This is a genomic window from Janthinobacterium sp. GMG1 (assembly GCF_034427795.1).
GTDB lineage: Bacteria > Pseudomonadota > Gammaproteobacteria > Burkholderiales > Burkholderiaceae_D > Janthinobacterium.
This window is the reverse complement of record NZ_JAXQNT010000003.1, coordinates 62,856-83,170: the sequence shown is the minus strand read 5'-3', so window position 1 is coordinate 83,170 and position 20,315 is coordinate 62,856. Positions and strand designations below refer to the sequence as shown.

Annotated in this window: 9 protein-coding genes; 2 read left to right on the top strand and 7 right to left on the bottom strand. The window is 66.4% G+C overall.

Translation table 11 applies throughout. From position 1 onward, the window contains the following. Positions 1 to 10: 10 nt before the first annotated feature. The 6 genes from SJI03_RS09240 to SJI03_RS09215 all read right to left on the bottom strand — a co-directional run bounded on the left by SJI03_RS09240 (position 11) and on the right by SJI03_RS09215 (position 7,741). A complete protein-coding gene (locus SJI03_RS09240) occupies positions 11 to 820 on the bottom strand; it encodes a transglutaminase family protein (RefSeq protein ID WP_322426943.1) in 810 nt (269 codons plus the stop codon). Continuing rightward, a complete protein-coding gene (locus tag SJI03_RS09235; protein ID WP_099376800.1) occupies positions 820 to 1,764 on the bottom strand; it encodes an alpha-E domain-containing protein in 945 nt (314 codons plus the stop codon). Before SJI03_RS09235 ends, SJI03_RS09240 begins: the two co-directional genes overlap by 1 nt. Continuing rightward, a complete protein-coding gene (locus SJI03_RS09230) occupies positions 1,758 to 3,212 on the bottom strand; it encodes a circularly permuted type 2 ATP-grasp protein (protein WP_322426942.1) in 1,455 nt (484 codons plus the stop codon). The genes SJI03_RS09235 and SJI03_RS09230 overlap by 7 nt, the downstream gene beginning before the upstream one ends. 129 nt (positions 3,213 to 3,341) lie before the next feature. Continuing rightward, positions 3,342 to 4,499, bottom strand: coding sequence for a HAMP domain-containing sensor histidine kinase (locus SJI03_RS09225; RefSeq protein ID WP_322426941.1), 1,158 nt, complete (start codon positions 4,497 to 4,499; stop codon positions 3,342 to 3,344). Positions 4,500 to 4,567: 68 nt separating this feature from the next. Then, a complete protein-coding gene (locus SJI03_RS09220; protein WP_322426940.1) occupies positions 4,568 to 5,443 on the bottom strand; it encodes a hypothetical protein in 876 nt (291 codons plus the stop codon). Between the two features lie 99 nt (positions 5,444 to 5,542). Next, positions 5,543 to 7,741, bottom strand: a complete 2,199-nt coding sequence (locus tag SJI03_RS09215; RefSeq protein WP_099376796.1) for a TonB-dependent receptor — start codon at positions 7,739 to 7,741, stop codon at positions 5,543 to 5,545. Positions 7,742 to 7,974: 233 nt separating this feature from the next. Between SJI03_RS09215 and SJI03_RS09210 the strand changes: the two genes are divergently transcribed. Beyond that, positions 7,975 to 8,664: a hypothetical protein gene (locus SJI03_RS09210; protein ID WP_322426939.1), complete on the top strand. Its 690-nt coding sequence runs from the start codon at positions 7,975 to 7,977 to the stop codon at positions 8,662 to 8,664. Between the two features lie 112 nt (positions 8,665 to 8,776). Continuing rightward, positions 8,777 to 9,727, top strand: a complete 951-nt coding sequence (locus SJI03_RS09205; protein WP_322426938.1) for a 2-hydroxyacid dehydrogenase — start codon at positions 8,777 to 8,779, stop codon at positions 9,725 to 9,727. A 15-nt stretch (positions 9,728 to 9,742) separates the two neighbouring features. Here the strand turns inward: SJI03_RS09205 and SJI03_RS09200 are convergent, their stop codons facing one another. Continuing rightward, positions 9,743 to 20,275, bottom strand: coding sequence for a LysM peptidoglycan-binding domain-containing protein (locus SJI03_RS09200; RefSeq protein ID WP_322426937.1), 10,533 nt, complete (start codon positions 20,273 to 20,275; stop codon positions 9,743 to 9,745). Positions 20,276 to 20,315: the final 40 nt, after the last annotated feature.

The window sequence follows — 20,315 nt, the reverse complement described above, 5'->3', positions numbered from 1 at the left end:
CCTGGCCATTTTAGACAGGCACGATCTGCACATCGACCCGTAACGTTTCCGTGCCGCCACCCTGGCGCACGCCACGCACGGGCGCTGCCGAATCGTAGTCGCGCCCGATGGCCAGGCGGCAATACGCATCCGTCATCAGCCGTGCATGCGTGACGTCGATGCTGACCCAGCCCGCGAAATCCGTGTCTTCCGTCCATGCGTCGACCCAGGCATGGCTGGCCGCATGGCCCGTCGTGCCCGGATCGATATAGCCGGACACATAGCGGGCCGGGATGCCCCAGGCGTGGCAGCAGGCGAGGAACAGATGCGCGTGATCCTGGCACACGCCGCGCCCCAGCGCCAGCGCGTCGCCAGCCGTGGTGGTGACCATGGTGGCGCCGCTTTCATACGCCACCTTGCCGACGATGTGCTCGGCCAGGCGCAGCAAGTGGCCCGTGCCGGCCGTCACGTCCCGGTCCGGCAGGCTGGCGGCCGCCAGGTCGAGGATGGCGGGATTGGCCAGGGTCAACGGCGTCGGCATGGTAAACAGCAGCGGCGACAGGGTATCGACCAGGTTCAGCCGTCCCTTGTGCGGGTAGATGGTTTCCACCACGCCGTGCGCTACCAGGCTCAGGGAGTGATGGCTGCCGTTAATCGTCAGCATGTGCGACAGATTGCCGTAGGCATCCGTGTAGGCGTGGCACTGGCCTGGCGTGGAAATCTGCCAGGAGAGAGCCCGCTGCTGCGGCTCGATACGCGGCGTCAGGTGCAGCTGCTGGATGGTGTAGGCCAGCGGCGCACTGTAGGCGTAATGGGTTTCGTGGCGGATAGTGAGCTGCATCAGGCCGCCAAGGGAACGAGGAAGTCGCGGCTGACCCGGTTGCCCAGGTCATAGATGTTTTCGAGAAATTCCGTCAAGGTATGGTGCAAACCCGCCTTCATGATGTCGTCGATATGGCCGAATTTCAGCTCCGCATGCAATTTCCCGGCGAAACGCTCCGTATCGGCCGACACATCGTTGCGAATGTGTTTCAGGTTTTCCACCACGTCATCCATGCAGGCCAGCAGGGAGCGCGGCATGTCGCCGCGCAGCATCAGCAATTCCGCCACCCGTTCCGGGGTGATGACGTCGCGGTAGACCTTGCGGTAGATCTCGAAGCCGGAAACGGAGCGCAGCAGGGCCGCCCAGTAGTAGAAATCGCGCTGGGTGATGTCTTTCGACGTGTCGCGCGCGCCGTGGAACTTCACGTCGAGGATGCGCGCCGTGTTGTCGGCCCGTTCCAGGAAAGTGCCGAGGCGGATGAAGTGAATCGCCTCGTCCTTGAGCATGGTGCCCAGTGTCACGCCGCGCGACAGGTGCGAGCGGTACTTGACCCACTCGAAGAACTGGCTGGGGTCCGTTTCCAGCAAGTTGCTTTTCAGGCGTTTCTGCATGTCGAGCCAGGTGGCATTCTGGATTTCCCACACTTCCGTCGTCAGGGTGCCCCGTACGGCGCGGGCGTTTTCGCGCGCCCCCGTCAGGCAGGCGAGGATGGACGACGGGTTGTTCGGGTCGCGCACCATGAAGTCGAGCACGTCGCGCGTGTGGAAGCGGCCATATTTGTGGTCGTACGCGCTTTGCAGCTCGGAAATGCCCAGGGTGGCGCGCCAGCCTTGCTCCGCGTCCTGCTCGGACTGCGGCAGCATGGACGTTTGCATGTTGACGTCGAGCATGCGCGCCGTGTTTTCCGCCCGCTCCGTGTAGCGGGCCATCCAGAACAAATGATCGGCAGTGCGGCTCAGCATGTTTTTTCTCCTGCAAAAGCGGATGTGGCTTCCAGTACCCAGGTATCCTTGGTGCCGCCCCCTTGCGAGGAGTTGACCACCAGCGAGCCTTCGCCCAGCGCCACGCGGGTCAAGCCGCCGGGCACCATGGAAATCGTCTTGCCGGATAGCACGAACGGGCGCAAATCGATGTGGCGCGGCGCGATGCCGGCGTCCACATACGTGGGGCAGGCGGACAGGGCGAGTGTCGGCTGGGCGATGTAGCCACCGGGATTGGCCAGCAGGCGCTGGCGGAAATCCTCGATCTGCGCCAGGCTGGACGCGGGCCCCACCAGCATGCCGTAGCCGCCCGCGCCATGCACTTCCTTGACGACGAGTTTCGCCAGGTTCGCCAGCACGTAGGACAAATCGGCAGGCTTGCGGCACTGGTACGTCGGCACGTTGTTGAGTATCGGCTCTTGCGACAGGTAAAACTTGATCATGTCGGGAACAAAAGGATAGATCGACTTGTCGTCGGCCACGCCTGTGCCGATGGCGTTGGCCAGGGTCACCCGGCCGGCGCGGTACACGGACAGCAGGCCCGGCACGCCCAGCGAGGAATCGGAGCGGAAGGCCAGCGGGTCGAGGAAGTCGTCGTCCACACGGCGGTAGATCACGTCGACGCGCTTCGGTCCCCGCGTGGTGCGCATGTACACGGAATTGTCGTTGACAAACAGATCCTTGCCCTCGACCAGTTCCACGCCCATCTGCTGGGCCAAAAAGGCGTGCTCGAAGTAGGCGGAGTTGTACATGCCGGGCGTCATGACGACCACCGTCGGGTCATCGATGCCCATCGGGGCGACGGAACGCAGGTTGTCGAGCAGCATGTCCGGGTAGTGGTCGACGGGGGCGATGCGGTTGCGGGCGAACAGTTCCGGGAACAGCCGCATCATCATCTTGCGGTCTTCCAGCATGTAGGACACGCCGGACGGCACGCGCAGATTGTCTTCCAGCACATAGAATTCGCCCTGTCCCGCGCGCACGATGTCGACGCCGGCGATGTGGGCATAGATGTCGGAGGCGACGGCAATGCCCTGCATTTCCGGGCGGTACTGGGCATTCTTGTAGATTTGCTCGGCGGGAATAATACCCGCCTTGATGATGTTTTGTTCATGATAAATATCATGGATGAACATGTTCAAGGCTTGCACGCGCTGCACCAGGCCTGTCTGCATCTGCGCCCATTCGGCGGCGGGGATGATGCGCGGGATGGTGTCGAACGGAATCAGGCGTTCCGTGCCGGCATCGTCGCCGTAGACGGCGAACGTGATGCCGACCCGGCGGAACGTCAGGTCGGCTTCGGCCCGCTTGCGGGCGATGGTCTCGGGGGATTGCTGTTCCAGCCAATTGCTGAATTCACGATAGTGTTCACGTACCTTGCTGTCCGTACCCACTTCATTTGCAGTCATTTCATTGAAAAAATTTGCCATGTTGTGATTTCCCTTGAGCCGTGTCTACGTATAGCTCAGCAGGAAGCGTGCCAACAGGGGGAGCCGAGGGAAGGTGTAAAGATGACCACTTTTGTGGCGTTGCGCCATTCTTTGCACTAATTTGGTGCGCTAAGCGTCACTCTTGGGGACGTCGGCGGGCTGGACGAAGGGCCGGCAATCGACGGGCACGTCGAAGATGAAGCTGGTGCCCGTTTCGGGCGCGCTGTCGACGGCGATGCTGCCGCCGTGGCTTTCGGCCACGCTCTGCACGAAGGGCAGGCCGATGCCCCAGCCTGGGGCGGGGCTGTCGTTCTCGCGGCGCAAGTAGTCGAAGATGCGTGCGGCCTGTTCCGGCGCGATGGCGTGGCCGCCATTGTGCACGGTGACGATCAGGCGTTCGTGGACCGCTTCCACGTGCACGCTGATGGGTGCGTCGTCGCCATACTTGAGGGCATTGCCGACGAGGTTTTCCAGCGCGCGCCGCAGCGAGTTCTCGCACCACCAGCCGACGACGGCTTGCCCGCTGACCTGGCATTTGTCCGGCCGCTGCAGGTTGACCTGGCCGGCCACGGCGTGTACCAGCGGCAGCACGTCAAACTGCCTCAGCACCAGCGGCAACTGCTGGCCCTGATGGTAGCTGAGGCCATCGAGCAATTCCTCGATCATGCTGTCGAGCCGCTTGCTGTGTTCGACAATCTTGTGCGCCAGCAATACCACCCGTTCCGGGTCCGCTGGCCGCAGCAGCAACTGGGCGCTGGTGCTGATGACGGCCAGCGGATTGCGCATGTCGTGCGACAGGCCGGCCGCAACGCGGCGCCGGAAACCTTCGTGCATGCTGGTAAATTCGCGTATCGATTCGCGGATGCCCACGTCGATCGACTTGTTGATCACTTGCCAATCCTTGCTGCGCAAGGTGATACCGGACTCATGCGCGGTGGCGGCGAAGCAGTCGCGGAAGATCTGGTATTCCTGGATCACCTGTTCCGGGCCGTAATTGGTCATGCGCGCCCGTTCGTTGCCATGCACGGCGGGTACGTTGCTGTTGCTGGTCGCATTGTCGCGCGGGTGACCTGGGGTGAGGGCTTCGGCCAGGTTGTCGAAAAAGGCTGGCAAGGTGTTGATGAGGATGGGTGTGAGCAAGCGGTCCGCGCCGCGCACGCTGGCGCGCACGCGCTGTTCCCAGGCGCCAAGGACGGCGTCGCGTATGGCAAAGATGCGCTGCGCGCGCTGCAATGGCTGGCGCACGCCGGCCTGGTGATCCGCCTGATGATCCGTCGCAATATTCACCTGAACTCCCTGACAGGAATGGCTATGCTCTTAATAGTATGCGCCAATTCAGCCGTCAGGGAAACGCTTTATTGTCCAGTTTCGGCCAGCCGCAGGGCCGCATGCAGGCGGGAAAGCGAGGTTGACCATTCGGCCAGGGAAAAGTTCTGTGGGTCATCATGACCATTCGCAAAGCCCGTATCGAGCACGGCGTGGAAGGCGGGGATCAGCCACGTCCCCTTGCGCACGCTGGCGGCGATATACAACAGGGCCAGGCGCTCGTATTGCGCAGGCGTAAAGCCCGGATCGGGCGCCAGGCCATCGTTGCCCTTGCCGCCGCTGGGCACGGAGTGGCGCGGCTGCACCAGTTCCACGTGCAGGAACAGGCCCGTCAGCGACGGCTTGTCCTTTTCCAGCTTGCTGGCATAGCTGGCCGTGCCAAAGTCGCGCACGGCCAATGAATCACCGAGGCGGTTGACGTAGACATGGCCTTTCGGACCGCCGCCCAGCGCCGGATTGCGCGTCGTAAAATCGTTGAAATCCCAGCTGGCGTCGTTGATATGGGCGGGAATGGATTCCAGCAGGAAATTCGGGTAGCTGGTGTCGTGGATGACGAAATAGCGGGCCATCGGTGCGGCCAGCCGGCCCACGGCGCGCGACAGCGGGGCGTCGACGGCGCCGCCCACGTCCGCCTCGGCGATCCCCTGTTCCGCCAGCCAGGCGCGCAACCGGGCCGGGTCGAAGCCCGTGCGCTGGCCGATGCGGGCGGCAAGAAAATCCGGCAGCGGCGCGCTGTCGCCCAGGCGCGCATACAGCTTGACGGGACGCAGCAAGCACGTGGCTTGCGCCCGCGCATCGCCCTTGAAGCCGCTTTTCCAGGCAGCATACGGGCAGGCGGCTTGCTTCTGGGCAGCGGCCGGCAGGGACAGGCAAAGCAAAAGTAGCAGGGCAGGGAGTCGTTTCATGCGGGCATTGTCGCCGAAGCGCCGCTTGCGGCACAGGCGCGCACGAAAAAAAAGCTGCCCCAGGGAAGGGGCAGCCTTTGTGCAGGTGAACGGAAAGCTTTAGAAGTCCACGGACGCCGACACGACGACGGTGCGCGGGGTGCCCAGCACCAGATAACCCGCGCCCGATGCGCCGCCAGCGGACGCCCAGTAGTTCTTGTCGGTCACGTTATCCAGGCGCGCACGCAGGGTGACGGCGCGGTCGGCGATGGTGGTCAGGTAGCGTGCGCCCAGATCCAGGCGTGTCCAGGATGGCACTTTCTGCGTATTGGCGCCATCGAGGTATTGCTTCGACGTATACAGGGTGCGCCCCGTCAAGGCCAGGCCATGTACGCCGGGCACATCCCACTCCGCACCGAAGTTCAGCTGGGTGCCTGGCACGCCGAGGGCATCCTTGCCCACATTGGCGGGGTCTTTGGCGCTGATCTGCTGTGTGTCGAGCAGGGTCAGGCCACCCAGCAGGCGCAGGCCCCGTGCCGGCGTGCCGAACACGGACAATTCGATGCCTCGGTTGCGCTGTTCGCCAAACACGCCAAAGATGCCGTTCTCCACATAGGCCGATGGCTGCTTGGTGGTAAACAGCGCGAGGCTGGCGCCGATGCGGCCAGCGTCATACTTGACACCGATTTCCTTCTGCTTCGATTTGTAGGGCGCAAATGCATCGCCGACATTGGTCACGCCCGCGCCGCCCGCGACCGCGCCTTTTTGCAAGCCCTCGATGTAGTTGGCATAGAGGGATACTTCCTTGATGGGGCGATACACCAGGCCCAGCACAGGCGTGGTAATGCTTTCGTCGTAGCTGCTGCTGTCAAAACGCGCGCCCGTGTTGTAGTCGTAGGAATCATCCTTGATGGTCTGGCGGCGCACGCCCACGGTCAGCAACACCTTGTCATCGGCAAAGGCCATGGTGTCGGCTACGGCAAAGCTTGACAACATAGTGCGGGAAGTCACCAGCGGATGCGCGAGGTCGCCGCCCATGAACCAGGTTGGCGCCGGTGCTGCCACTTGCACGGGAGCATAGATGTTGGTGCCAAAACCTGTCACAAAATCGCTCATGCCGTAGGCGTTCTTCGATTGCGACCAGAACGTCGACGCGGTGGCGCTGATGGTATGGCCGACGCTGCCCGTGCGCAGCTTGCCGCGCACGCCGATCTCGCCCGTACGGACGCTATCGTGGCGGGTATTGTCGAAGCGGTAGGAGCCGGCGGCGCCGGATGCACTGTTTACCGTGGGCGCTGCCAGCACGTTCGATTCGTCGCCGTTGCGAAAGCCCATGGCTGCCCACGCCACGACATCCTTGGCGATATCGTATTCCCCGCGCAAGGTGCCGAACGTATCGCGTTCGTTGGAGTGCGTCCAGTTCTGCGAGAAATTGCTGCTGGCATCAGGCGCGGCGGGCACGGCCACACCGCTGGCCACACTCACGCTCGGGCGTGGATTGCGCAGCTTGTGTTCCTGGTAGCCGGCGTCAGCCGACAGACGGAAATCGCGGCCGCGGTAATCGGCGCCGATCGAGAATACGCTCAGTTCGCGCTTTTCGCGGTCGACGGCCGTGTCGCCATCACGGCGTACGGCATTGATGCGCACGCCGATATTGTTGTCAGGGCCGAAGCGGCGGCCGATATCCGCTGCCACATAGCCCTGGCCGCCGCTTTCCGTGCCGACCGTAATTTGTGTCAGCGGCGTATTGGTGGCGCGCTTGGGCACCAGGTTGATGGTGCCGCCGACGCCGCCACCGCCGGGCGCCGCGCCATTGATGAAGCTATTCGCGCCACGGAACACTTCCACGCGCTCCAGCAACTCGGAAGCGACAAACTGGCGCGGCAGCAAGCCATACAGGCCGTTATACGCGAGGTCGTCCGAGTTCACGGCGAAGCCGCGGATCATGTACATCTCCTGGAAATTGCCGAATCCGCGCGTGACGCGCACGCCGGCATCGTTTTGCAGTACATCGCCCACGCCTTGCGCCTGCTGGTCCTGGATCAGCGCCTGCGTATAGTTGGTGCTGTTGAAAGGCGTGTCCATCATGTCCACATTGCCCAGCAAGCCCAGACGTCCGCCGCGCGCAACCTGTCCACCCGCATACGCCTTCGACAAGCCTTCCGCCGACGCATCGGCCGACGCGTTGACGACCACTGTCGGCATGGTTTGCGCGTCGCCGGCCGGTGCGGTGGAGGTGGTTTGAGCGTGGGCGGCGGTGCTGGCCAGCAGGAAGGCGGCCAGGGCGAACGGGGTAGGGGCGAGGTGGAAGGTGCGCATGGAGTTATCTGGATATTAATGAGAATGATTATCATTATATTCCAGCGTGGCGCAGCGCGTGGGAAAGTGTGAGAAAGCGATCAAAAAAGTCGCCATTTGTACAACACCGGGCCAGCCAGGGACTGGAATCTGGCGGAAAAAGGCGCGCCAGGCGATACCTTGTGGATTTATTAATGCGCATATCCAAGTTTCGCTAAAATGTGCCGTCGCGCCCCGCGCCCACAGGAAACAGCATGCCATTGCACCGCCATCTACCGTCCGCTTCCATGCGCCTGCGCATACGGGACGGCTTGAGCCTGAAAGGCGCGGCCGTCGCGCTGATCCTGGCCATGCACGTGCTGGGCCTGTATTTCCTGCTGCTGCCGGCGCGGCAACTCAAGCAATACACGGAAGTGGCGTTCATGACCTTGCTGCCGTCCCGTCCGCTGACGCAGACGCCGCCGATGGCCTTGCCCATGCCCATGCCGGCTCCTTTGCCACGCGCGCGGGCCAGTGCGGCGCCCGCCGCGCCGTCCGTCATCTTCGCACCGCCCGCCGTGGCAGCGGAGGCCGTCACCGTACCGGCCGAGGAGTTCCCTGTCGCGCCGGCCACGGCACCTTCCACGGCAGACTTGCGCACGCGCGCCCGGCTGGCGGCGGGCGCCGCCGACAAGGCCCTGCGTGGAGAACTGAAGCAGGACCAGCCATGGCTGGCCGCTGCCGACATGAAGAGCGAAAGCACTTTCCAGAAGCTGGTCGCCTCCGCCTGGCGCGGCGGCCCTGTCATCCGCGTGGAGGAATTTCTGACGGCCGATGGCCGGCCCGCCACGCGCGTCGTCAGCGCCGGCGGCGCCACGTGCTATGGCATGGCCGAGAATCCCGGCGCCGGCGCCGATCCGGCCAGGACTGGCGGCAAGGTCAAACGCGTGCCTTGCCCGGGCTGAAGACCGCGCAGACTGCAGGGGCATGACGGCGATTGCGGGGCAGCCGCCCCCGGCCAGGCGTCAAATATGCTAAGTTGCGTCTGCACTTCATGTGACATGACCCAGGACTCCCATGCTCCCCGAACTCCTCATCCTCGCTCCCAGCCCTTCGGCTGCCGTCAACGCGCAGCTGGAACAGCAATACACCTGCCACCACGCCTGGCAAGTGCCGGCGCCAGAGCGCCACGCCTGGCTGGCCCAGCGCGCTGCGGCCATCCGCGCCGTCGTCACGACGGGCGCGCTGGGCCTGAACGCCACCGACATGGCCTTGCTGCCGAATCTGGAAATTGTCGCCGTCAATGGCGTCGGCCTCGACGGCGTGGCGCTGGACCAGGCGCGCGCGCGGGGCATCGCCGTCACCACCACGCCGAACGTGCTGACGGATGACGTGGCCGACGTGGCGCTGGCCTTGCTGCTGGCCAGCGCGCGGCATATCGTGGCGCTCGACCGTTTCGTGCGCGACGGCGGCTGGGAACGCCGCGAGGCCATCGCCCCCGCGTCCAGCCTGCGCGGCAAGACGGCCGGCATCTTCGGTTTCGGCCAGATCGGCCAAGCCATCGCGCTGCGCCTGGTCGCCTTCGGCGTCCACGTGCGCTACTTCCAGCCGCGCGCCATTGCAGGCACTACTGTGCCGCGCGCCGCATCCTTGCTGGCCCTGGCGCAGGAAAGCGATTACCTGATCGTCTGCGCGCCAGGCACGCCGGCCACGCGGCAGATCATCGACCGCAGCGTGCTTGACGCGCTCGGCCCGCAAGGCACGCTGATCAATATCGCTCGTGGCGCGCTGATCGACGAAGTGGCCTTGATCGCCGCCTTGCAGGACGGCCACCTGGGCGCGGCCGGCCTCGACGTGTTTGCCGATGAGCCGCGCGTACCAGCCGCCTTGCGCGCCTTGCCGAACGTGGTGCTCACGCCGCACGTGGGCAGCCTGACCGTGGAAACACGCCATGCAATGGGGCAACTGGTGGTCGATAACCTGGCCGCCCACTTTGCCGGCTTGCCGCTGCGCACCCCCGTGCCCTGACGCTGCGCCGCCGCGTCAGGGCCGCACCACCCAGCGCACGTCTTCGAGCGACAGCAGCAGTTGCTCGGGCGCGCCGTCCGTAAAGAAGCTCAGGCGGAAATCCATGGCGGCGCCGCCACCCGTGGTCGGCTGCTGCTTGTCATACCATTGCTGCACCTGGGCCACCAGCGCCATCGGCGCGGCGGGAGGCTGGGCCGCATCGATGGGCGCGAGCACGGCCGGCAACAGGCTGACCGGCAGCGAGGTGCGGGGGAAGCCCGCCACGGCCGGCATCACGCTGTAGGAATAGCTGCCATCCATGGCGATGCGCACGCTGCCCGAGGCGCCCGTGAAGAGGGCGTTGAAGAAGCCTCTCATGTAGGCGGCCACGTCGCTGCCGCCCACCGGTGCGACTTGCCGCAAATCATAGCCTTGCCAGCTCAGGCGTGGCAGGATGGGGTCACTGAACTTGACGACCGGCGTCTGGTACAGGAAGGCCTGCATGGTCGACACCTGCGTCTGGCTGGGCGGGCACAGGTAGCGGTTGCGCTGCACGTACAGCGAGGCCTGGGCGTTCTTGTACACCATCACGTTCAGCCCCGGCATGCGCACCTCGCGGCCGGTATTAGCCAGCGCGGCGGCAAACGACAGGTCGGGCGCGTCGGCGGCGATGGCCGCGTAGCGGTAGGCCAGCAGCGCATCGGGCGGCGTGGGCGTGGCCGGCGTGGCCCGGTACTGCTGCGCATCGATGTCGAGCACGGGCACGGGCACGCTGACGGCGCCGTTGCTCAGGGTGCCGGTCAGCGGGTCGTAGGTGGCGGGCGCGCCGCCAACGGTGACATTGAGCAGCGCATACCAGGCGTCGCCGCCATGGTCTTCCAGGCGCGCGTCGAATTCCACGGCCACGCTGGTCTCGCCTTGCGCCGCCGCCAGCTGCGCTGCGCCGAAATGCTGGCCATAGCTGGCTGCCACCTGGGTCACCAGCTGCTGGAAGGCAGTGGTGGCCTGTGTTGCCTTGGCGATACTATCGGCCGTGTCCTGCTTGCCATCGAGGGGCGCGAGGAACGCGTCGAGGTCAGCCGAAATGAGCGGATAATTGCTGACGAAGGCGGCCAGCGCCGTGAACAGGTCGGGACCGGCCGCCGCGTACAGTCTGGCCGTCTGCGGCGGTACGTTGAGCACGACGCTGACGTGCACGGCATCCTGCGCCGCCTGGCGATAGGTATAGCTGAAGCCGTAATCCCACTGGGCCAGCTGGGCCGGCTGCAAGCCAGCGGCGGCCAGGCGCATGCGACCGGCCTGCGGCGCGGCGGACGCGGTGGCGGTCTGCCGGTTGACCGTGGGCGGCACGGGCAGGGCACGGTTCAGCACGGGGATATATTGCGTGCCATTGCCCAGCGGTACCTCGAACGGACCGGTAATGAACAGCAGCCACTGGCTTTGCATGTAGTTTTCGATGCCGGGCACGGCTTGCTGGTCGAATTCCATGTGCGTGATCTGATAGCGCAAGTCCAGCGGCACATAGGCCTGGCCTTCGACATTCTTCGAGATGAAGTTGAATGACAGCCGGCTCTGGTCTGGCGCGGCCGTGCCTGGCAAAGGCAGCCGGGTCGGGAACAAGGTGTAGTTCTGGTTGCCGTCACCGACCGCGCCGTCGGCTGTGCCGGCGCCGGCGGGCTGGCCGTACAGCGCGGGCGGCCCATCCTTGTCTTTGCCGTCCGCGCCCGTGACCTGGTCCACGCCGTACACCACCACGGCGCCGGCGGCAAAGGCCGGCCCCAGGGTGGTCAGCAACTGCTGTCGCATGGTGGCGGCCGCGCTGACGCGCGTGGCCTCGTCCGCCGCGCTGCTGCTGAGCACGGGGCTGACTGTGGCGCTGATGGCGTCGGCCAGCGTCTGCTTCGCCTTGAGTACGAGGCCCAGTTGGCCGCTCTGCAGCGGATCGGCGATGCCGTTGAGGCGATCGAGAATGTAGGCGGGCGGCGCATAGGTGGCCGAGAGGAACTTGTCGATGGCGTCGAGACAGCTTTGCAGCCACAGGTTCAGGTCGACGCTATTGAGCGTCAGCGCATGCGGCGTATTGCTCGGATAGGCGTCGATGCTGACCGTGCGGCTTTCCAGCGAATTGGCGACGGGCAACGGCGCGTAGTAGCTGGCCTGCTGGCCCAGGCGGAAATGGATGCCCTGGCCGGGCGTGTCGCTGAAACGCACGGCGAACAACTGCTGCGTCTGCTGGCCGGCGCTGCCCACGCGCGTCAGCCCCGCGCCCGCGCGCATCGACCATTGCGGCGTCTTCAGGCACGCTTCGAGCGCCTTGGCAAACGTGGTGTAGCTGGACGCGCCGCCATTCGTGTCGGCCTGCGGCAGCACGGCGCTGACCACGCTGGCGCCGTCCGGCAGGGCCGCCAGCACGGGGTCGAGCAGGATGGCCTGGCGCGTCAGCACCAGTGCCACGTCGAGCGCGATGCGGTTGACGCTGGCCAGTTGCGCCAGCGGCACCGGCACCGACAGCGTGGCGGCGGGCGCCGTGGCGCTGCCGCCGCCGGCCAGGACCTGCAAGTAGATGGCGCAGGCGGCGACGAAGTCGCGCACCTGCCGCGACTGGGCCTCGCCCAGCGGCTGCAGCGGCGTGGCCAGCAGGGAGTTGCTGAGGGAGATGCTCACCGCATTGCCGCTCAGTCCGGGCACGCCCAGGCCCGTATAGTCCTGGTGCAGCTGGAAGTACAGGCGCTGGTAGGTGGGCAAGTCTTGCGCCGCGTCGGCTGGCGTGGCATAGGCCAGGCCATCCATGCGCAAGGTCAGCAGCAGCGCGGGCGCGCCGCCCGCATCCGTGTCATACAGGTAGCTGGCCTGGACTTTCGGCCAGGCGGACAGGCCCAGCAGGCGATCCGTGTAGCGCAACGCGGCGGGGGCCTGGTCCAGCGCACCCGTGTAGCCGGCTGGCGGCGCCTCGAACGGCGTGACGGTGGTGTTGCCGAACAGGTCTTGCCAGCGCATGGCCAGCGACGCATGGCCGCCCACGCCCAGGTAGGGATTGTCGGCTGCGGGCGGCAGGCCGGCCGGCGGATTGGCAGGCGCCGCATTGAGCGTGGCGAACGGCCGTCCCTGGCTGTTGTTGCCCAGGTAGCCCAGCGCCTGGCGGTAGTCGTAATCGGCCAGGGCCGCGGCCGCATAGCGCCGGCGGTGGGCTTCGCCATCGTCGCCGCCATCGCCGTCGCTGTCGTTCGCATGGTCCTGCGGTCCGAAGGGCAGGCTGTAGGGACTGGGCAGGAAATACGGGTTGGCGCCCAGGCCGGCCGACAGCGTGTTGTACAGCGCAGACAGGGTCGCCTGCGCATATTGCTGCTGTTGCTGCGGCGTGGGATCGGGCGGCAGCACGGGCACGCCGTCGTTGGCTCGCTTGAGCTGGAACGACAGGTTGCCCGGCGCCAAGGTCGCTTGCGCATCGAAGGCCAGGCTGTCGACGTCGAGCACGGCGCCATCGGCGTACAGGCCTGCGGTGGCGGCCGCGCCCAGAGCCAGGGCGTCCACCGACAAGCCATAGTAGGCGGCCAGGGCGGCGAAGGTATTGCCGGGAGCGTCAGCCGTGGCTGGCACGCGATAGACGAGCGGCGGAATGCGCATGGTCGCGCCCAGCGCCACCGTCACGCCGGGATTGTAGGCGGCGATCTGCGCCGCGCTCAGCGGGGTGGCGCCGGCCGAGTAATACGCGGCCAGCTGCGCCAGCGCTTGTGCGGGCGCGGCCATGTCTTGCTGATTCAGCTGGTGCAGGATGCCGGCCACGGGCACGCTGGCGCCGGCGCGCAGCGGCCGCACGGCGTTTTGCCGCGCCAGCTGTCCCACACCCATGCCATACGTGGCAGCCAGGGCGGCCAGGGTGCTCGTGGCCGCCAGGGCCAAAGGCTGGGTCCTGGCCGGCTTGCTCAGCGATTCGAACACCAGCACGTCCTGCTGCGGATCGATCGCCTGCGTCGTCAGCAGGGCGTTGACGAAGTTCGGCACGGTGTCGGCGGCACCCGCAGCCGGGCGCGCCAGCGGAACCACCAGGGTCAGCGTGGCCGTGCCCGTGGCGTCGAAGACGGATGGGGGCAGGCCGGCGCCCGACACCATGTCCTCGAAATACAGATAGTAGCCGCCGCCGCGCACCACCGATTGCTCCCACAGCAGCTTGATGAATTGCGAGGGGCTGTTGGCTATGCCGCGCGGCAAGACCGTCTGCGCCGCATCCAGCAGCATGCGGCTGGCCGGCGGATGGCTTTCCGTGGACAGATTGGTTTGCGTCAGGAAGCACAGGTAGTCGGCATCGGCCTGGCCCGTCAGCGCCACCTGGTCGCTGCCGCCTTCGCTATACAGCAGGAACAGGCCAGCCACCAGGGTTTCGCCCACGGCGGCCATGCCGCTCAGCAGGTATTGCAGGCGCTGGGCATCGGCGGCCGACGGTCCCACGAGCTCGTAGACGTGGGCCAGGGTGGCGGCGCTGGCCAGCGCGGTGCCGCTGGCGTCGTTGGTGGCCACGGTGGCGGCCGGCATGCGCGTGATCTGGAAGTCCACGCGCGTGGCGTAGGCATAGGCGCTCAAGTCCTGGAACACCGTGCTGCTGCTGTTGGGCGGCGTGTTGCCGATGCGGGGACGATAGGCGGGCATCAGGGCCAGCATGTCCGCGTATTGCGCCTGGGTGTACAGCGCCTGCAGCGTATCCTGGCGCTGGGCGATGCTGGCCAGCATGGCGTCAGGCAATTGCCACAGATACGGCGCGGGCGCGGCCTGGCTGGCGGCGCGCGCCGCTTCAGCGGCGCCGGACGTCACGGCCGTCAGGCGCGCCAGGTCGGCGGTGATCCAGGCGGCGTAGCCTGCCGCAGGAAACTGCCGTGGCTGCAAGGAAGCCAGCGGCAGGATGTCCAGCGCAGGCGACGGCGCGAAGCTGCCCGCCTGCGCATACGCCAGCACGCCCGACAGCAGGCCGTACGCGGCGTCCAGGTCGATGGGCAGGCTGGTACCGGGCGCGCCGGCGAAGGTGATGAAATCGAGGGCGACGCCATGCGAAATGGCATTGCGTCCCAGGCCGATGCGGTAGCCGCCGGCGGCGCTGGCGGGCGTGGGAAATTGCTGGCCCGTCAGTTGGTACAGCGCGTAGTCGGTCTGCGTCTTGCTATACAGGAAGGATGGCGACAGGCTCAGGCCCGGCGCCACCGGCAGGCGCAAGCCATAGGTGATGAAGCGCGCGACCTGGCCGGCGGCCTGGGCCACGGCGCCGCTCGCCTGCACGCCGTTCCACAGCTGCTCCAGCGGCAAGGCGTCGAGGCGGGCAATGGCCAGCCGGCCCGGGGCCGCGGCGAACAGATTGGCGACGCCGGCATTGTCGCGTCCCAGCCCGGCGGCCGTGGCGGCGAAGCGGCTGGCGATGCCGGCCAGGGTATCGCCGGCAACCGAGGCATACGCCAGCGGCGGCACGGCGAGGATGGCCGTCGGCAGCAGCAGGTCGGCGCGCGCATACAGCGATGCCTGCTGCGCCAGGGCGGCCAGCGGCACGTCCAGCGCGGCGGCGATGGCGCCGAAGCTGTCGCCGGGCGCGGTGACGTGGCTGACGGTGCCGGCGCCGAAGTCGAAGACCAGGGTCACGCCCGTGCGCAGCGCACGCGGCGCCGCATTCGCGCCGATGAGCTGGGCCGCGGTGGTTTGCCAGCGCCCGCCAGCGCCGGCCGGATCCGTGTAGCGGGCGGCGATGGCCGCCAGCGTATCGCCGGCCTGGATCACGGCGGACAGGCCGCCGACCTGCAGCGGCAGCGCGCCGTTCAGCGGATACGTGGCATTCGGCAGCGACACGTCGTCCGCATCGATGGCGTTGCCGGCAAGGTTGAAGGCGGCGACGATGCTGGCGATGCTGTCGCCGGGCTGCAGCGCATAGCTGTAATTGTCGAAGGCATCGATGGCCGATTGCAGCAGCGCGCGACCGATCAGGCTGAAGACGTCGACGAAGATGAAGGCTGCCATCGATTCGGCGCCAGCGTCGTCCTGCGCCAGCAGCGCGGGCCTGGCGGGCGCCTTGCCCACCTTGGCGGCCACCTGGCGCAGCACGCCGGCCACCGTGCTGCGGTACTGTTCCGTCGCCGTCGCGTAGGTCTCGAGGTCGATCGCTTGCGTGCCGGTGCCGCCTTGCGGGGCGGGCACGTCCAGCCGCAGCCCGTCGAACAGGGGGAATAGCGTGGCGCCGTCCATATTGGCGCCCGGCGCGCTGATGTTCACGATGAAGCTGTCGGCGAGAAATTGCAGCAGGTCGCCCATGCCGAATGGCTGCATGGCGGGGTCGGCCAGCACCTGGATGCCCGCCACCAGCTGCTCCAGCGTCACGCTGGCAGTCGCGGCGGCAGCCAGGTCCAGCGCCGCGCCGTCGGCCCGCGCCGCCGGCTGCAACGTGTCGAGCAGCCACGGGAAATACGCCTTGCACAGCAGGTCGAACGAGGTCGTGCCTGTGCCCGCGCCGCCGGCGGCCGGGTCCGGCGCATCCATGGCGAACAGGCAGACGAACGCGCCTTGCTGCGCGCTGTTGGCGGTGGCGCCCTGCGGCGCCAGCACCGTGAATTGCGGCGCCGTCACCAGTTGCAGCACCGGCTTGGCATCGGTGCGCAGCACGCGTCGCGGCTGGCGGCGCGGCCCGGCGCGCAGCATGGCGGCCTGCAGTTCCATCGGCAAGGTGCGCGCGCGCCCCCGCGCCAGGCTTTCCAGGCGCAGCGCGCCGCCGCCATCCCACGGCGCGCGGCTGTCGCTGCCGATGCGGAATTGCGCGCTGACGGTGGCGGAAAAACCCACGGAAATGGTGAAGCTGAAGATGCCCAGGTCGATCTTGACGCGCAGGCTGATGCGCACCGAGGCCGTCACGGACAGGGGGATGGCGCGGTAGGATTCGTAGCCGATCTGCACCGATACGGTGATATTGACGAGCAGCGAAGCGCTGATGATCTTCAAGTCCACTTCGCCGTACAGCATGCCGATCACGCCGAACGTGCCCGTCAGCTTGAAGTAGCTGCTGTCCTGAACGCTGCCGGACGCGCCGGCGTTGGCCAGCGCGACGGCGTTGCTGCGGTCGTACGGATGGTAGGTGGCGATTACGCCTTCGATGATGCCGAACACGGTCAGCGCGAAGCCGGCTTTCAGCGGCCCCTTGACGAAGTTGTAGCCCAGGCCCAGCTGCAGGCCCAGGCCGAAGACGATGACGGGATTAAAATAGCCGAGATCGGTTTTCGGCACCTGCGTTGCCGTCGCGCTCGACAGCTTGCCGAAATACACGCCGCCCGAGCCCATCACCGGCACGCCGTAGACGATGGCGCTAAAGCTGAACGAGCGTGTAAAGTCCATATTGTAGGGAAAGCCGATGTCGATCAGGAAATCGCCATTCGTGTAGATCTTGATGCCTATCATCGGCAGCACCACGCTGACGGCGCCGAAGTTCAGGTTGCGTATGCTGTCGGGGAAGGTGAAGTCGATCTGGAACAGGCCCACGTCGTCGCTGATTTTCTTGTACAGGATATCGACCACCAGGCCGGCCAGGCCGCCCATCTTGGGGCTGCCCAGGGTCAGGCGCAAGCCGTACAGGTTGGGATCGTTGAAGACGATCTGTACGTCGACGGCCCACACGCCGGCTGTCTGCAGCACGCCGAAATGCGCGGCGATCAGCCAGTTGCTGTCCGGCTGGTAATATGGTTGGCCCTGCACGCCGCTGCCCGGGTTGACGGGATTGTTCTTGCCCGTGGTGGGCGGCACGCCGGCCAGCGCGTCGATGACGGCCTTGGTCGAGCTGAAGTCGGACGCGCCGTTGATGGCCACGCGCTGGCCCAGCATCAGCAGGAAGACCTTGAAATAGCTGGAACCGGCGCCCGGCACGCTGGGCATTTCTTCCACGTCCTGCCCCTTGTTCGGGTCCAGCAAGTCGCCCATGCTGCCTTTGAGCAATGGCGGCACGGTGGCGTCCAGCGCCAGGGTCACCTTGCCGTCCGTATTGCGCTTGAAGACGATGCTGCGGATGACGATGAAGCCGAGGTTGAGGGGGGAACTGAGCGTGTAGGTGGCGCTGAGGCGGTTCTTTTCGCCGGTTTTCAGCGACACGTTGATGGACAGGCCATCCAGCGTGACCTGGTTCAGCAAGTCCCAGGGCGACGGCAGCACGAAATATGGATCGCCCAGCGTGCGCACGAGCGCCTGGATCAGGCTGCCCAGAGACCAGCCCGCCAGGGTGAAGCTGAGCATCTCGTTGCCGCTGGTATAGGTTGCCGTAAAGCCTTCCCAGCTCACGTACAGCGTGTGGTTCGGCCCCTTGTCCGTCGGCTGGAAGGCATAGCCGAAGCCCAGTTTCAGATTGATGGCGGTATAGATCCATACGGCATCGGCCTTGCCCGAGAATTGCTGCGCGGCCGGCTTGGCGCCGTCATACTGCACCGAAAGCGTGGCTTTCTGCAAGCCGATCTCTTGCTGGCCAAGCATGAACAGCCAGGTAAACGTCGTGTCGACCGTGTAGCTGGTGGCCAGGTCCGTGCTGGGCTTGCCGCTAGGAATGACCGCTTCGATGGCGAACGCGGAAATCTTCAGGTTGCCCGGCAAGAAGAGGGGGAAATCATAGATGCCGCCGGCGGCAAAGAATTGCTTGATCATCTCGCCCACGTCGAGTTCTTGCGCGAGGGAGGCGGAGAGGGTCCAGCGGGGCGGCGTTTCCTGACTGCTGTAGGCCACGCTGACGGCCGCCTGCAGGCTGGCGCCCACGCCCAGCAAGCCGGAAATGGACCCGGCCCAGGCCGTGCCGGCGCCCGCATTGCCGGCCTCGACAAGGGCCAGCGCGCCTTCCTGCTTGTCCGCGGCCACCGTGGCGCTGATGCCCGACAGGCTGATCTGGCCGTCCGAAATGCTCAGGATGGGCGCGCCGCCCACCGTCAGGAAGGACAGGCTGATGGCGTAGTCGCTGGAAAACGCGAAGGACTGGGCCGCGCCGTCTATGCTCAGCACAATATTCGACACCTCGGCCTGGATGCTGTCAGGCAGGCTGACGAGGCCGTTCGAGACGACGGACAGGAAGTCCGACAGCGTGGCCTTGCCGGGAAAGCTGGCCTGGAACAGCTGCGCCGAGTTGAACTGCACGTCGAATTCGCCGCCCGGCGTGCCGTCGAGATTGCGAAATACCGTGGGCAACAGGGTGAAGGTGGTGCCGAACAGGTATTCATAGCGCGACTTTCCGCTGGCCTTGCTCGCCAGCGGCTGGTAAGCCGTCCAGTCGAGGAAGAACGAGGTGACGGTAAAGCTCAGCGCTGGCGTGGGCGCCGGGATAGGCTGCCAGCTGAGATCGCGCACGCTGCGCAGCTGCAGCGTGACCTGGTCTACCGTGGGCGCCGCCTTGGGCGGGAGGCTGCCGCTGATGGTCATGCCGCCGAGGCCGAACGAGGTCAGGAACTCCTGCAGCACGGCCGGGGTGGCGCGGAAATAGCTGGCGCCCCCGCCGATCAGGCTGATGGCGGCACCGGGACTGAGGGGCTGCCCGTCGCTGCCCGCTTCCAGGCTGACCACGTAGTTGCCGTCGCCATTGGCGTTCGATGGCTGCAGCAGCAGCGACAGCGTGTAGTCGGTGGCGCCCGCGCCTTCCACGCTGAGCGTGGCCGTCAGGGCCAGCGTGGCGGCCTGGTCGCCGTCGGCCGCTTCCTCGTCGGCCCCTTCGCCGGCGCCGCCCAGCAGTAGCTGCATGCCGCCGTCGAGCAGCAGGGCGTCGGGCGGCGGCGCATCGACGGGCGGCGGGATCGTCACGGTCAGGCTGGGCGCAGCCACGCGCAGGTAGCCGGCGAAGGTGCAGTCGAGCTCGCTGAGCGTGGCCGACAGCACGCCGCTGGGCATCAGGCCGCCCAGTTCGAACGTCTTGCCGTCGTACAGCGCCATGTCCAGGTAGCCGCCGATCTGCAGCTTGCCCGGCGGCGCCGCCAGGTCGGAAAACAGTTCCAGAAATGGCGTCACAAAGGCGGGCAGGGCCACACTGGCGCTGAGGTTCTGCTTGGCGCCGCCCGTGACGGACAGCGTGCTGTCGCCGCCCCATGGATAGACGCCGTCGGCGCTGGAAAACACCAGCAGCGCGCCCGACAGCGGCAACTCGCTGAATGGCCAGCCGCCCATAAAGGGAAAGCTGCTATCCCAGTTCCAGTCGGCGGGACTGGCGGCCACCTGCACCACCAGCACGGCTGCATCATCCCCGTCGTCATCCCCGTTCTCGCCCGGCGTGCGCGCGGCGGCCGGCTGCGTGGAAAACACCAGCGTGGCCGGAGTTTGCAGCAGGCCGCCGATAAAGGGCAGGCTTGCCTTGCTGACCGTAAAGACACCGTCGCTCACGGCGCCCACGTCGGCTACCGCGCAGCTGATCAGGAACTGTGCCGCGTCGATCTGGAATGCCTGGCCGATGATGGCGTCGAATTTTTCGGGCGGCGCGACGTCCGGGTCGGCCAGGCCCGCTTCCAGGAAGGCGGCATCGAGGGCGAACGGGCCACTGCTGGCGGCGTTGACGATGGCTTGCTGCAGGTTTTCCAGCGCGGTATCTGTGGTGGCCATACGAACTTGCTCCTTGAATCAGTCATGATGTCCAGGGCGG

What these genes read in the sequence shown, in the direction of transcription:
- SJI03_RS09240 (WP_322426943.1), bottom strand. Translation starts at nt 820, where the DNA reads ATGCAGCTCACTATCCGCCACGAAACCCATTACGCCTACAGTGCGCCG.
- SJI03_RS09235 (WP_099376800.1), bottom strand. Translation starts at nt 1,764, where the DNA reads ATGCTGAGCCGCACTGCCGATCATTTGTTCTGGATGGCCCGCTACACG.
- SJI03_RS09230 (WP_322426942.1), bottom strand. Translation starts at nt 3,212, where the DNA reads ATGGCAAATTTTTTCAATGAAATGACTGCAAATGAAGTGGGTACGGAC.
- SJI03_RS09220 (WP_322426940.1), bottom strand. Translation starts at nt 5,443, where the DNA reads ATGAAACGACTCCCTGCCCTGCTACTTTTGCTTTGCCTGTCCCTGCCG.
- SJI03_RS09215 (WP_099376796.1), bottom strand. Translation starts at nt 7,741, where the DNA reads ATGCGCACCTTCCACCTCGCCCCTACCCCGTTCGCCCTGGCCGCCTTC.
- SJI03_RS09210 (WP_322426939.1), top strand. Translation starts at nt 7,975, where the DNA reads ATGCCATTGCACCGCCATCTACCGTCCGCTTCCATGCGCCTGCGCATA.
- SJI03_RS09205 (WP_322426938.1), top strand. Translation starts at nt 8,777, where the DNA reads ATGCTCCCCGAACTCCTCATCCTCGCTCCCAGCCCTTCGGCTGCCGTC.
- SJI03_RS09200 (WP_322426937.1), bottom strand. Translation starts at nt 20,275, where the DNA reads ATGGCCACCACAGATACCGCGCTGGAAAACCTGCAGCAAGCCATCGTC.